The sequence below is a fragment of the Bacillus sp. 05T22 genome, from assembly GCF_056396765.1.
Window position 1 is genome coordinate 1 of the sequence record NZ_JBFTMC010000026.1, and the last position, 14382, is coordinate 14382.

Here is a 14382-nt window from a genome sequence, read left to right on the forward strand (position 1 = left end):
CTTCCTATATAGACCAAATGAATCAAGGGAGTTACAAAAGAAAGGTGCTTAGGCATCTTTCTTTTTTTAGAGGGAATTTGCATGTTTTGTCTAAATGATAATTTGGGAGGGAGAATAAAATGGCTAATTTTGAAGACTTTTTACAGTTAGATTTACGTATTGGAACGATAAAAAAAGCAGAAGAGTTTAAAGAAGCGCGTGTACCTGCAATTAAGCTGGAAATTGACTTTGGTGAACTTGGTATGAAGCAATCCAGTGCTCAAATTACAAAGCGGTATACACCAGAAGCGTTAATTGGAAAACAAGTTGTTGCCGTAGTGAATTTTCCACCAAAACGTGTTGCAGGCTTTAAATCAGAGGTGCTTGTGTTAGGAGGAGTCCCAGAACATGGTGATGTAATCTTATTGCAACCTGATATAGAAATTCCAAATGGAACGCCAATTAGTTAATATGGGAGAGGATTGGAAATGGAAGTTAGAAAAGCTTATTTAGAATGTGTTTTTTCAAACTTTAAGGTGATTCAAAAGCAAGGAGAACAATCGCTTTCACAGTTATCATATGAACAACTATGCTGGACACCTCATGAAGAAGCAAACAGTGTTGCGATTATAATTAAACATTTGCATGGGAATATGCGCTCAAGATGGACAGATTTCTTAACGACAGACGGTGAAAAGCTAGATCGGAATCGTGATGGTGAATTTGAAGGCGGTTATGCTTCAAAAGAAGAAGTGCTAGCAGCATGGGGGGAAGGATGGGGGTATGTTTTTCAAGCGCTGCAATCATTAACTCCGCAAGATCTTTTAAAGATAATTCATATTCGTGGTGAAGCGCATAGTGTTATGCAAGCAATTGAAAGGCAGATTGCTCATTATGCATCACATATTGGACAAATTATTTATGTTGGGAAATTGCTGAAAGAAAAAGATTGGGAGTGTTTAAGTATTCCTAAAGGACAGTCTAATCGCTATCTTCAAAAGTGACGTTCGATATAATAATAAGAAATGAAGCGATATAGAGCTGGTAGTAAAAAAAAGATCCAAATAATTGAGGGTTCAGTTATGGTTAAAACACTCCCTATAGCGAGAGTATACCAAATGAAATATGCTCCAAATAACGTGTTAATAGGAATGAAACTAGAAAAGAAAAATTGTTGGCTAAAACAAGTATTGTGAAATAAGTAGATACGTATGTAAAATATTGTGGTGATAAGATCTTGTTTTCTGACAATTTTTTTCTGGCATTTATGACATATAAAAGGTGGTTTCATCTTTACACTCCATGTCAACTACCCACCACTTAAACGCTAGCGCGTTTTGAAGTGGGGGCTTGTAAAAGTTCTGGTTGTCTAGCCACGGTCCTTTGTGGACTCCGTTCGTAGGTTGCATACCCAAGAATGATTCCCTAGTTCTTGGCTCTATGGTGGCTCTGTAAAAGTTCTGGTTGGGAAGGAACGGTCAACCACAAGTCTTCTTGCACAAGAAGTTGCCAACACCTACAAACATTGGCGAAGGGAAACAAACTCTTAGGAGGGACAAATCATGCGTGTATTTGTCAAGAATTTAAGAGGAGAACCGCTCATGCCTTGCAGCAATCGCAAAGCTAGGCTTCTTCTCAAACAAGGAAAAGCCAAGATTATTGGGTATACTCCGTTTACAATTCAATTGCAGTATGCTACTGGTGAAACGGTGCAATCCGTTGCAATTGGTGTTGATAGCGGTTCGAAGTATGTAGGCATTGCGATCACCACAGAAGACAAAGTGCTAGCAAAGGGAACAATCGAGTTACGTCAAGACGTTAAAGAGAATCTTACACTGAGAGCTACATTACGCAGAAGTAGAAGACAACGAAAAACAAGATATCGAAAAGCACGTTTTCTCAATCGAAAAAAGAGAGAAGGCTGGTTGCCTCCATCGATTCAAAGTAGGATGCATAACCAAATTCATTGGATTGAAATATTCCGCTCGTTATTACCATCCCCAAAAGTAATTGTTGAAGTAGGAAAGTTTGATGCGCAAAAACTAAAAAACTCCGACATACAAGGAAAAGAATATCAACAAGGTGATGCCTTTGGCTTTTGGAATACAAGGTATTACGTGTTTACGAGAGATCATTATACTTGTCAAATTTGTAAGAAAAAAGGCGGTATTTTGCATACGCATCATATCATTGAACGATGTAGTGGCGGTTCAGATATGGCAGATAACCTTGTAACCGTACATGAAGAGTGCCATCAGAAATTTCACCAAGGAACTATCAAACACATTTTCAAGAAACCAAAACAATATAAAGAGACCGCTTTTATGAATATATTACGTCTGCAAATCATGAATCGTTTAGGTTGTGAGATTACGTATGGCAGCTACACCACACCGAAACGAAAAGAATTACGTTTATCGAAAACACATTATAATGATGCCATTGCGATTACAACCCCAACAAAACTACAAGAATATGAGCAAAGTGGTGAATTTCGCATCAAACAATTTAGAAAGAAAAAACGATCCCTTCATGAATCGACTGCAAGAAAAGGAAGAAAAACAAAAAATACAACTGCAAAACGAAACAATAAAAATACACCAAAGGTACATGGAATCTATTTGGGTGATAAAGTAAAAGTGTTTGGACAAGTAGGATTTGTGACAGGATTTACAGGGAAGATGATGTATGTACAAGATATAGATGGTCATTATCTACAAAATCCTTCTAAGTCTTACAAGCAAGTGAAGATATCGGATATAGAATGCATACACCATAATAACAATTGGTTGTTCTTACAAATCAGTTAGGCTGTGCCTAAACGAAATTCATCCCAACCTTATCGCTGGGCTATTGCCCGTCACGGGCTTGAAGATGGGGACTTCTTTCGGAAATACGTTAAAGGTAAGTATTAAGTTTTTCTTACATTTGTTACTAGTTTATAAATAAGGAGATATAAAGAATATACTCCTACATAAGCCCCGGTAAGGAGAAATAATGGATTCAATAAAATACTGTGAATGGTTGTCATAAATACTAAGCCGTGCAGTACAACATCATATATGTTAAAAGCAATTAGTATACCCAGTATATATAATGAAAGGTACGCGCAAATATCTAAGAAAGCACGGATTTTAGGGTGTGCTGCAAATAATAAAAAAACACATGATAAAACAATAGGAATTATACCTATAATTAGCTTCAATTCACTTCACCTCTATGACAATATAGCCGAAATTTAGGCGGTCTATTCTCTATAGCTTGTACATAAGTTGGAACAGAGAGGGTGATGTTATGAATCGAGGCTTTTTTTATGTAAAATTAACGAGTGTACGAAAGCTCATTTTATTTGTTGTCATTATGATGTTAGCAACTTTTTTTCTTATTAGTATGATGGTGACTTCATTAAAAGAAACAAAGTCAGCATATTTATATAATTGGTTGAATGAGTTGTCAATAAATGGTTATATGTATGTGATTGGAAAGGAAAATCACTATTTTACACAAGAATATCGGAATTTAAATCAAGATTTTTCGATTTCATCTTTTCTTTTTTCAACAGTAACGAATATTCGATTTGATGATGTACGTAGCTTTGTTGGAAAGGAGCTTCCGGGTTTTGGGAAATACGATACGGAAATCGTCATTGCTGGTGAAGGAACAGATTATTCTAACTTACCAATAGAATCGAGTGTTCCACTTGAGGAAGTAGTGAAAGAGCGGACTGGAGAAGCAGGACAAGTTCCGAAAACGGATACAAATAAAGACAAGAAACAACCATCTCAAACAACTGGGAAAAGACAAGTGGCCTTTATTTATCATACGCATAGCTGGGAGTCTTATTTACCGTTATTAAATTTGACAAATAATCCAAATCCAAATAAAGCGACAAGCTCTGTGACGAATATTTCTATTTTGGGAGACAGATTCCGTGAGCAATTAGAAAATGAAGGGATAGGGGCAGTTAATGATAAAACAGATGTTGGGGAGAGGTTGATTAGTAAGGGTTTAAATGATACAAGTTCTTATAAAATGTCTCGTGAAGTTGTACAGGAAGCAATGGCTAGTAACAGAGAATTGCAATACTTCTTTGATTTGCACCGAGATAGCGCTCGTAAAAATGTCACAACAAAAGCGATTGGAGATAAATCATATGCGAAGCTTGCTTTTGTCATTGGAAAAGGAAATAAAAATTATGCAAAAAACTTACAATTAGCAACTGCGCTACATGAAGCGATTAATAAAAAATATCCTGGAGTAAGCCGCGGTGTTATTCAAAAGGGATTTCAAACAGGGAACGGTGTTTATAATCAGGACTTATCAGGACAAGCGATTTTAATTGAAGTGGGAGGTGTAGATAATACATCTGAAGAATTAAATCGTTCCATTGATGTATTGGCGAAAGCATTTAGTGAATATTTTTGGCAAGCAGAAAAGGTAAATGGATGAACGTAAGTGAGATACTTACGTTTTTTTGTGTGTTCAAAAAATAAAAAGATGGAAGCTAAGCTTTTATCTCGCTATCCACGGGTAGTAAGCCCCAACTTTAAAATGTAGCAAATGTAAAAAATTTAAGTGAGGTAAGAAGAAAACGCCCACTGATTAAAGTTTCACTTTATTGTCACAATTTTTTCTTCATTATATTGATATCGAAAATTGTCTATTTCTCCTGGGGAAAATAGAAAGGAATTTCATAAAAAAATAGCGAAAATCTCTTTATAAAGAAAATTTTTATATTATAAACTTGGTAGGGTGATAGAAATGATTCGAGAAATTCGAGTAGAGGACGCAGCAGCATTTTTGCAATTAGGAAAACAATTGGATGAAGAAACTACTTTTATGCTATTAGAACCAGGTGAACGGAATACAACAGTAGAGCAGCAAACACAAATGATTCAACGTTTTGTAGAAGATTATAATTCTACTATATTTGTAGCAGTAGAAGGGGAGCAATTAGTTGGATTTATTTTAGCTAATGGTGGTAATGTGCAAAGAAACAAGCATGCAGCAGCAATTGTAATTGGAATCTTACAAGAATATGGCGGAAAAGGAATTGGGACGACATTGTTTAAAGAAGTAGAAAAGTGGGCAAGATTACATGATATATGGCGTTTGGAATTAACAGTAATGGCCCACAATACAAGAGCGCAGGCACTATATAAAAAAGCAGGATTTGAACAAGAAGGTGTCAAAAAAGATTCTCTTATTGTCGAGGGTGAGCGTGTCGATGAGTATTATATGGCCAAATTATTAAAATAAGAGGTCGTTGTATGAAAAAAAGATGGACACTACTGGGTGTCGTAGTAGTTGTAATTATTATTGGAGTGGCAAGCATTAATTATAAAATGTATAAAGATAAACAGGCACAAGAGGTGAATAGTAGCGTTGTATTTCCAAAAGCACAAGAAACTATTGCCAAAATGGAAGGAGATCTTGCGGTTGTCAATAATCCTGATTCCGTACTTGTACTTGTAAATAAAAGCAGACGGCTACCAGATCGTTATAAGCCACAAGATTTAGTTATTCCAAAAGTGCGTTATTCGAGTGAAGGTGATCAAGAGAAAAAGAAGATGAGGAAAGAAGCAGCGCAGGCACTTGAAAAAATGTTCGAGCAAGGAGATCAGGAGCGGATTTTTCTTTTTGCAGTTTCTGGATACCGGTCTTTTGATCGGCAAAAAGCATTAAATACAATGTATAAGATTCAAGATGGAGAAGCAAAAACAGCAATGTCTAGTGCTGTTCCAGGAACGAGTGAACATCAAACGGGACTCGCAATGGATATTACATCACAATCAGCTAAATTCCAATTAGAGTCTGTTTTTGGAGATACAAAAGAAGGGAAATGGCTATCTCAAAATGCGCATCGATTTGGTTTTGTCATTCGGTATACAAAAGAGAAGGAGTCCATTACGGGTTATCGGTATGAACCGTGGCACGTACGTTATGTAGGGAATCCACAAGCGACATATCTATATGAAAATCAACTCACCTTAGAGGAAGCGATGAAGTAATGAATTGAGGGGAGACGGATTAGATGACGATGTTATATAAGAAAAAAGTATATGCATACATTACAAGGGAGAAAGCAGGAGTTATGCAGTTGCTTGTTTTTACTCATCGTGATATACCAGAAGCAGGTATACAGGTCCCAGGTGGCACAGTTGACGAAGGAGAAAAATTAGAAGCAGCAGTACTGCGTGAAGTAATAGAAGAGTCTGGACTTCGTCATTTATGTATAGAACGTTTCATTGATGATTATATCATCTATATGAAAGAAAAACAGGAGTATCAAAAGCGTCACTTCTTTCACATTTCATTATTAACAGATGTAAAAGATATGTGGGAACATATAGTAAGTGCAGGAGAGGAAGATGAGGGCCTAACATTTTGTTATGAATGGGTTGATATAGCAAAGTGTCCTGTATTAGCAGGGAATCAAGGTGAATTTGTACATTTATTAGAGGACGTGTATGTGAAATAAAAGAGAGTTTGAAAATAGGAAGAGAATATATGTGATTGTTAACAACGTTTTAGATAGTTTTATTCGTCTAAGGCGTTTTTTATTTTGTTTGAAGGTTTTTATGTATGGTAGACGAAATGTTTAAACAGATGTGAATTTGTCGAAATGAGGAGACAAGGCAATGATTAAAGTTAATAAGTAATAAGATAAGATCTGAAACTAGGAAACAACTTGTAAGGGGAGAAATCAGATGGAGATTCAATTCAATAAACTACTAAGAAAAGAATTAACAATTCATGGTATACAAACAGCGATGGAAAATGGGGAACTTACTTCGAAAGAGTTAGTTATGTATTACCTTCATAGAATAGCGAAGTATGACCAAGACGGTCCGAAAATAAATTCTATTTTAGAAATAAATCCAGATGCAATTTTTATCGCAGAAGGATTAGATCATGAAAGAAAAATAAAGGGTGTCAGAGGTCCTTTGCACGGTATTCCTATTCTCTTAAAAGATAATATTGAAACAAATGATTCAATGCATACAAGTGCAGGAACAATTGCGCTTGAAAACTATAGGAGTAATCATGATGCATTTCTTGTTGAAAAGCTTCGTGAAGCAGGTGCAGTCATATTAGGTAAGACGAATATGACAGAATTAGCGAATGGAATGTCTTTTGAAATGTGGGCTGGATATAGTTCAAGAGGTGGACAAGTCATTAATCCATATGGATCAGGTGATGATGACCTTTTTGTTGGTGGTTCAAGTACAGGATCGGCCGTAGCGGTTGCTGCCAACTTAACCGTTTTATCTGTTGGAACAGAAACAGATGCCTCTATTTTAAGTCCAGCAGTTCAGAACTCTGTAGTTGGTATTAAGCCTACTGTTGGCTTAGTAAGTCGCAAGGGGATTATACCTTTTACATATTCGCAAGATACAGCGGGATCTTTTGCTAGAACAGTAACTGACGCGGCAATTTTATTGGGGAGTCTAACAGGAATAGACCAGCTTGATCCTGCAACTTATAAAAGTGAAGGAAGAGCTCAACAAGATTATATGGTTTATTTAGATTCTAATGGTTTAAGGAGTGCTAAAATTGGAGTATTTAACAAAGCCTCTGAAAGCTATTACGAATCTGGAGAGTATGATGAGGAACTATTTCAGAATGCTATACAAGTACTGCGTAATGAAGGAGCAACAGTATTAGAAGATATCGAAATTCCATCTTTTCATAGGGAGTGGAGTTGGAGAGTCTCATCGTATGAATTAAAACATAGTCTAGATAATTATCTTTCCAAGTTACCTTCCAATATTCCAGTCCATTCTATCTCTGAATTAATTGCATTTAATAAAAATATAGAAGAGAAAGCATTAAAATATGGACAAAGTAGGTTGGAGTTTGGAAAGGATTTTTCTAATACGTTAAGAAACCCTGAATACTTAAATGCAAAATTAGAAGATTTATATTTTTCCCAGGAACAAGGAATTGATTTTGCGTTAAAGAAATATGATCTTGATGCAATTCTCTTCCCTTCATATATAGGATCAACAATATGTGCCAAAGCTGGTTATCCTTCCATAGCAGTACCGGCTGGATATATGAAAAGCGGAAGACCGTTTGGAATCACTTTTGCAAGTACTGCTTTTAGTGAAGGGACTTTAATTAAGCTTGCATATGCATTTGAACAAGCTACAAAACATAGACGAATTCCAAATTTATCGTAAATAGAATGCAAAAAGGATAGGGTAACCTATCCTTTTTGCATTCTGTGAACTTAAAGAGAAATGTCTTTTTCTTGCTGTTTTGTATGTTTTAACAAAATAAAAGATAAACAAGCAGAACAAAAAATTAGAAAAGCAGCAATGATATATATAGTACGGACACCGAACATATCGGTAATAATGCCAACGCATAGCATAGAAAGTCCTGAAACAGCCGAAGTAAGTGTACCGTGAGCTGTATACATTCTTGATAATAGAGATGGTGGTACGCTTGATTGTAAAACGGTTGTTTGGGAAATATCTCGAATTTGATAGGAAGGTCCCATTAGAACACAAAGAAACAGTGCAATAAATCCGTTGCTTGTTATGCCATATAAGAAGGTAAGCACGCTAAATAGAAGTGATCCTAAGGCCATTGAGCGTATTAAGTTATTTTGAATATATGTACTCATTCGCCATGCTAATAGCCCACCAATTAATGTTCCGAAATAATAGCTTGTGTTGATATAACCCCACCATTCTGCTCCTCTATGAAGAACAGTCGTTACGTAAGCCATAGTAATACCACCAATCCATATCGTTCCAGCAAAAGTTTCAATTAAGTCCATATATGTAACTATACGGAGGGAGGGATGCTGAAATAAAAGTTTCCATCCTTCTATTAATACAGCTGATTTGGAAGAGGATTTCTCTATTGTTTGTTCAGTTTGTATAGCGCGCAATGAAACATATAATGCAATACACCCCAAAATCATTAATACGTTGTTTATCATAAGTGTAGAAGTGGCACCAATCAATAAGACCACTACACTTGTGAATGAATAAGCAGCTGCTTGAACAATTTGTGTTGAAAAGGAAAAGACACTATTTACTTTTACTAACTTTTCTTGTGATGTTAGACGTGGAATAACAGCGTATAATAAAGGAGAACTCCAACCTTCGCATAATGAAATGAGAATAATAAAAGCAAGAAGGGCAATGATGTTAGATGATAGTAAGGGAAATAATGCAGTTAAAAGAATAAAAAAGAAAGTCTTAACGCCTTGCAATGTAAAGAGCAATGAATAAGATGGAAAACGGTTCATTAAAAGTGGTGCGGATGTACTCGCAATAAAACTTGTAATAACTCGTAATAATGGAAAAAGAGCTGTGATAGTAGCTGATTTGGTTGTTATATAAATATGAGTAGTAAGAATCATTATGTAAACAACTTCAGCAAGAGTGATGCACATTTTAGAAAACCAATAAAAGGATAGCGATTGTTGGTGCAATATTGGTACCTCCACTCAAAGAATAATACATATTTCTTTATAGTAATCATAATTCGTGGAATAAATTTTTGAAAGAATTTTATTTTTTGTAACTTTTATACAGGGATTTTCATGTATAATAAAGAATATATTAATATACTATTTTAATAATACTCATTATAACAGTGAATATGTATAGTAGCTTCCGATGAAACGTCTCGCCTTAATTAGGAGGACGTGATAAACAATTCTTTTTTTTCATATACATATAGAAAATAAAAAAGAAAGTGAGGGTTGCATATGGCTGGATGGGTAGTTTGGTTTATTATAGCCGGTATTTTATTTATAGCAGAAATGTTATCGATTACCTTTTACATGTTATGGCTTGGAATTGGAGCGGTTGTCGGAGGTCTTATTGCATTGTTTGCTCCAGATGCACTATTTTTACAAGTTGTTGTAGGAGCAATTGTAAGTTTAACATTGACTTTCTTTACGAAACGAATCTCTAAAAATTTTCGAGAGGCAAAAGGATTTATCGATACTGTCGATAAATTAGCTGGTAAAAAAGGAATTATCCTGCAAGCGATTACAAGTGAAGGGAATGGGATCGTGAAAGTGGATGGCGATACTTGGACTGCTATTTCGGATGTTCCTATTTCTACTGGGGAAAGAGTCATTGTTATAAAGAGGAGCAGCACTGTTTTATATGTGAAAAGGGAGAGTGAATAAAAATGGTAGCATTAACATTAACGATTATTTTTGCATTAATTGTCATTGTATTTATCGCGTTAACAATTAAAATCATGCCCCAACAAAAGGTAGGTGTGGTTGAAAGATTTGGTAAATTCCAACGCATCATGCAGCCAGGGTTAAATCTAATAATCCCAATTGTAGATCGTATACGTGTATACCATGATTTACGTATTCAACAAACAAATGTGCCACCACAAAAGGTAATTACGAAAGATAACGTACAGGTAGAAATTGATACAATAATTTTCTATCAAATCGTTGAACCGGAACTTGCGACATATGGTATTTCTAACTATGAATATGGTGTTCGTAATATTACATCTGCAACAATGCGTCAAATCATTGGTAAAATGGAGCTGGATGAAACATTATCAGGGCGTGAAAAGATTTCAACAGAAATTCGTCTAGCTCTTGACGAAGCAACAGAGAAGTGGGGCGTTCGTATTGAACGTGTGGAAGTTGTTGATATTAATCCACCAAAAGATGTGCAGGTATCCATGGAAAAACAAATGAAAGCAGAGCGTAATAAGCGTGCGATTATTCTAGAAGCAGAAGCGGCTAAACAAGATAAAGTTCTTCGTGCTGAAGGGGAAAAACAAAGTAAAATCTTGATGGCTGAAGGGGATAAAGAAGCGCGTATTCGCGAAGCAGAAGGTATACGAGAAGCGAAAGAATTAGAAGCACAAGGGGAAGCAAGAGCAATTGAAACGATTGCGAAAGCAGAACAAAACCGAATCGAATTAATACGTGCAGCGGACTTAGATGAACGCGTTCTTGCTTATAAATCATTTGAATCGTTAGCTGAAGTAGCAAAAGGACCAGCAAATAAGATCTTCATCCCATCTAATGCAATTGAAACACTTGGCACACTTGGTGCAATCGGTGAAATTTTTAAAGAAAAACAAGCGAAGAAATCACCTTCGTCGGATACATCGAAAGAACAATAACTAATGAGAGAGAAATGGGCTGCCATTTCTCTTTTTTTATCATTTTAACCGAGAAGACCCCCTCCTCTAAACGAAGTGAAGGTGGGGGTAGTTCAATTAGGGAGGATTGTACAAAACGGGCTGTAGATATTTTGAAGATTTGTATATCATTTATATTTGTTCTAAGTGGGCTAGGTAAGAAAAGACATTATTTTTAACTTACACTTAAACTTGGGTGCAACACAAATTGAAAATGGAATTCTAGTATGTAAGGTCTAATTTAAAAGTCTAGTAAATATATATTACATAAAGCTTGTACATATCCATGTTTGAACTACCACCACTTACTCATTGGTCTGTGCCCTTCACGTTCCTTGAGGTGGGGGCTTCTCACCTAAAATGATAAAGAAGGTGATACATTGAAAAAGTATGCAACTCGTATACATGGAAAGAAATTTCTATTTTTAATTTTATCATATGTATTTGTAGTGATAGTGGCGGCGTCTATTGTGACCTCGCTTTTACATACTATGAAATCTTATTATGCGAGTCAGTGGTTTGGAAAAGTATCAATGCAAGGATTTATTCAAATGTTTGAGAGTGAAAATCGTTATTTTGCATCGGATTATTTTAAAACAAATAAACGAGAGTCTGTTGGGAATTTATTGTTTTCTATCACAACAGATCTGAAAATACATGATTTACGAACGTTCGTTGGCAAAGAAGTACCGGGGATGTCAAAGTACTATTCTAATATTATCGTAGCTGGAGAAGGAACGGACTATACGAATATTCCGAATGAATCTAGTGTACCGATTGAAGAGGTAACGAAAGAACGGGAAGTAGCGAAAGATAAAGTCACAGAAGCAGACAAAAAGAATCCTGTACAAAAAAATAAAAACGATGCAAAAGGTGAAAAAGCTGTATATATTTATCACACGCATAGTTGGGAGTCCTTTTATCCATTGTTACCTGGGGCGAAGAGTCCATCAAGTCCGGATGTAAATGTCTCGCTTTTGGGAGAGCGTCTAAAAGAACAGTTGGAAGGGCAGGGAATACCGGTTCTTCATGACAAAACAAACATGGGTGATTTATTGGCGAATAAGAAATGGAAATGGTATCAAGCATATACCGCATCTCATGGATATGTGAAAGAAGCCTTGGCACAAAATGATAAGATTATGTTTCCAATTGATATTCACAGGGACGATCAGCGGAAGAATGTTACGACAAAAGTGATTAATGGCAAATCCTATGCGAGGTTATATTTTATAATAGGGATGGAAAATGCAGGGCGTTCTGATAATGAAAAGATTGCAAGAGCGATAAATTCGTATTTAGATGAAAACTATTATGGGTTAAGTAGAGGGATTTTTCCAAAGTATAAAAAGGATGGAAATGGAGTCTATAATCAAGATTTATCGAAAAATGCCATGCTTATCGAAGTTGGTGGCGTTGATAATACTTTAGAAGAGCTATATAACACAATTGATGTGTTAACTGAAGCATTTAGTAAATATTATTGGGATGCGGAGAAGGTGAATGAATGATGTGAAAGGAACAGGGAACTGTTCCTTTTTTACATGTCCCTTAAAAATTTTACTAGAATTTCATAATGTGAAATAAGGCAGTAGTTTTGAGCTGAGATTGGTTTATAATAATTTAAAATTCTGTTAATTTAAAAAGGTGACAGAATTTCTAAACTTATTTGTATAGTAAACTTCAAAATGTATATATTGGAGGGGTAAAAATGGCGATTCGAACAGGGGCTCAGTATATTGAAGGATTAAAGGCAAGAAATCCTGAAATTTGGATTGGTGGAAGAAGAATAACCGATGTTGTGAATGAAGATGTTTTTCGGGAACCGATTTTACAAATTGCTAAATTATATGATATGCAGCACGATCCAGAGTATCAGGACAAGATTACCCATATATGCGAAGAGACAGGAGAGCGGGTTTCGAATGCATTTTTAGTGCCCAAAAATTATGAGGCCTTAAAAGCACGCCGCGAATTGTTTGAAGTATGGGCAAAGGCTACATTTGGTTTAATGGGCAGAACACCAGATTTTTTAAATGTTACAGTTACTTCAATGGCGAGCAATGCATGGTTTTTTGAAAAATTTGATTCCTCATGGGGGACTAATATAAAAAATTATTATAAACATATACGTGATCAAGATTTGTTTTTAACACATGCGATTATCAATCCACAAAATGATCGAAGTAAAGCCTCACATCAGCAAGAAGATGCAACGATGCATTTAGGTGTAGTGAACGAAACAGAAGAGGGAATGTATGTAAGCGGAGCTAAGATGTTAGCGACACTTGCACCAATTACAGATGAGGTAATCATTTATTCTTATCCAAGTTTTAAGCCGGGTGATGAACGTCATGCAATTTCTTTTGCAGTTCCTATTGATGCACCGGGTTTAAGGATTCTTTGTCGCGAGCCAATGCAAGATGGAAAACGATCCTTGTTTGATCATCCACTTGCATCAAGGTTTGAAGAAATGGATGCACTCCTTGTATTTCATAATGTGTTTATTCCGTGGGATAAAGTGTTTATCTATCAAAGTGTAGAGGCTGGAAATCAGCTGTATCCAAAAACAGGAATTGGTCATCAACCAGCACATCAATCAGGAGTAAGAGGATTAGTGAAACTTTCTTTTGCAGCAGAAGTGGCTATAAAACTAGCAGATTCAATTGGAGTAGACGGCTTTTTAAATGTACAAAATCAGTTAGCAGAATTAATACAAGATGTAGAAACAATCCGTGCACTCTTGCAAGTAGCAGAATATGAGTATGAAACGAATGCATATGGTGAAGCTGTTCCTGCGAGACTACCGCTTGATACAATACGTAGCTTATTACCTAAAATGTATCCACGTGCTATTGAAATTATTCAAACCATTGGGGCTGGTGGCCTACTAATGTCGCCAACAGGTGCCGACTTTATGAATCCAGAGATTCAAGAGGATATGTATAAATATTATATCGGGCGTGAAGGGGTATCTTCTGAGGAACGCGTTCGATTATTTAAATTAGCTTGGGACTTATGCGGTGAAGCGTTTGGACAACGCCTATTACAATATGAGCGTTATTATTCTGGTGATCCAGTGAGAAAAATGGGCATGTTTTATAATGCGTACAAAAAACAACAATCGCTGTCACTTGTGGACAGTGCCTTGCGAACGGAATTATCTGGAAATCCATTAAGGTGACAATAAAATGATCACGCTTACATTTTGAAATAAAAAAGGAAGGAGTGGCAAATAGATAACAAGAATTT

Annotated in this window: 15 protein-coding genes; 12 read left to right on the forward strand and 3 right to left on the reverse strand. The window is 35.9% G+C overall.

Annotated features, from left to right (window positions below):
- The first annotated feature begins 119 nt into the window (after positions 1 to 119).
- Complete coding sequence (csaA, locus tag AC1DIT_RS11005; RefSeq protein ID WP_003197150.1) at positions 120 to 449, forward strand: chaperone CsaA; 330 nt, start codon at positions 120 to 122, stop codon at positions 447 to 449.
- 18 nt (positions 450 to 467) lie between these two features.
- The gene (locus tag AC1DIT_RS11010) at positions 468 to 983 is read left to right on the forward strand and encodes a DUF1572 family protein (protein WP_006094618.1); all 516 of its coding nucleotides are present in this window, start codon (positions 468 to 470) and stop codon (positions 981 to 983) included.
- Here the strand turns inward: AC1DIT_RS11010 and AC1DIT_RS11015 are convergent.
- Positions 974 to 1270 (reverse strand): permease, encoded by a 297-nt coding sequence (locus AC1DIT_RS11015; protein ID WP_229161603.1) that lies wholly within the window; start codon positions 1268 to 1270, stop codon positions 974 to 976. The two genes, AC1DIT_RS11010 and AC1DIT_RS11015, sit on opposite strands and share 10 nt — an antisense overlap.
- Positions 1271 to 1541: 271 nt before the next feature.
- Here AC1DIT_RS11015 and iscB point away from each other — a divergent pair, with 271 nt between their 5' ends.
- Complete coding sequence (gene iscB / locus AC1DIT_RS11020; RefSeq protein ID WP_016114605.1) at positions 1542 to 2789, forward strand: RNA-guided endonuclease IscB; 1248 nt, start codon at positions 1542 to 1544, stop codon at positions 2787 to 2789.
- 101 nt (positions 2790 to 2890) lie between these two features.
- On the opposite strand, the gene AC1DIT_RS11025 is transcribed toward iscB, so the two are convergent.
- Entirely contained in the window at positions 2891 to 3184 is a 294-nt protein-coding gene (locus AC1DIT_RS11025) for a hypothetical protein (RefSeq protein ID WP_016114606.1), read from the reverse strand.
- An 89-nt stretch (positions 3185 to 3273) separates the two neighbouring features.
- Between AC1DIT_RS11025 and spoIIP (AC1DIT_RS11030) the strand changes: the two genes are divergently transcribed.
- The 5 genes from spoIIP (AC1DIT_RS11030) (at position 3274) to AC1DIT_RS11050 (ending at position 8165) form a co-directional block, all read left to right on the forward strand.
- Positions 3274 to 4428: a stage II sporulation protein P gene (gene spoIIP, locus AC1DIT_RS11030; RefSeq protein WP_003206948.1), complete on the forward strand. Its 1155-nt coding sequence runs from the start codon at positions 3274 to 3276 to the stop codon at positions 4426 to 4428.
- A 312-nt stretch (positions 4429 to 4740) separates the two neighbouring features.
- The gene (locus tag AC1DIT_RS11035; protein WP_016114607.1) at positions 4741 to 5238 is read left to right on the forward strand and encodes a GNAT family N-acetyltransferase; all 498 of its coding nucleotides are present in this window, start codon (positions 4741 to 4743) and stop codon (positions 5236 to 5238) included.
- A gap of 11 nt (positions 5239 to 5249) precedes the next feature.
- Positions 5250 to 5990, forward strand: coding sequence for a M15 family metallopeptidase (locus AC1DIT_RS11040; protein WP_006094622.1), 741 nt, complete (start codon positions 5250 to 5252; stop codon positions 5988 to 5990).
- A 23-nt stretch (positions 5991 to 6013) separates the two neighbouring features.
- On the forward strand, positions 6014 to 6460 hold the full coding sequence (locus AC1DIT_RS11045) for an NUDIX hydrolase (RefSeq protein ID WP_003197163.1): 447 nt from the start codon (positions 6014 to 6016) through the stop codon (positions 6458 to 6460).
- 229 nt (positions 6461 to 6689) lie between these two features.
- Positions 6690 to 8165, forward strand: a complete 1476-nt coding sequence (locus AC1DIT_RS11050) for an amidase family protein (RefSeq protein WP_006094623.1) — start codon at positions 6690 to 6692, stop codon at positions 8163 to 8165.
- 50 nt (positions 8166 to 8215) lie between these two features.
- Here AC1DIT_RS11050 and AC1DIT_RS11055 read toward each other — a convergent pair whose 3' ends face one another.
- On the reverse strand, positions 8216 to 9394 hold the full coding sequence (locus AC1DIT_RS11055) for an MFS transporter (RefSeq protein WP_078211714.1): 1179 nt from the start codon (positions 9392 to 9394) through the stop codon (positions 8216 to 8218).
- Positions 9395 to 9712: 318 nt separating this feature from the next.
- On the opposite strand from AC1DIT_RS11055, the gene AC1DIT_RS11060 reads away from it, so the two are divergent.
- The 4 genes from AC1DIT_RS11060 to AC1DIT_RS11075 all read left to right on the forward strand — a co-directional run bounded on the left by AC1DIT_RS11060 (position 9713) and on the right by AC1DIT_RS11075 (position 14314).
- Positions 9713 to 10141, forward strand: coding sequence for an NfeD family protein (locus tag AC1DIT_RS11060; protein WP_003197168.1), 429 nt, complete (start codon positions 9713 to 9715; stop codon positions 10139 to 10141).
- Between the two features lie 2 nt (positions 10142 to 10143).
- Positions 10144 to 11112: an SPFH domain-containing protein gene (locus AC1DIT_RS11065; protein WP_006094625.1), complete on the forward strand. Its 969-nt coding sequence runs from the start codon at positions 10144 to 10146 to the stop codon at positions 11110 to 11112.
- A gap of 398 nt (positions 11113 to 11510) precedes the next feature.
- Positions 11511 to 12641: a stage II sporulation protein P gene (gene spoIIP / locus AC1DIT_RS11070; RefSeq protein WP_016114609.1), complete on the forward strand. Its 1131-nt coding sequence runs from the start codon at positions 11511 to 11513 to the stop codon at positions 12639 to 12641.
- A gap of 200 nt (positions 12642 to 12841) precedes the next feature.
- Entirely contained in the window at positions 12842 to 14314 is a 1473-nt protein-coding gene (locus AC1DIT_RS11075) for a 4-hydroxyphenylacetate 3-hydroxylase family protein (protein WP_016114610.1), read from the forward strand.
- Positions 14315 to 14382: the final 68 nt, after the last annotated feature.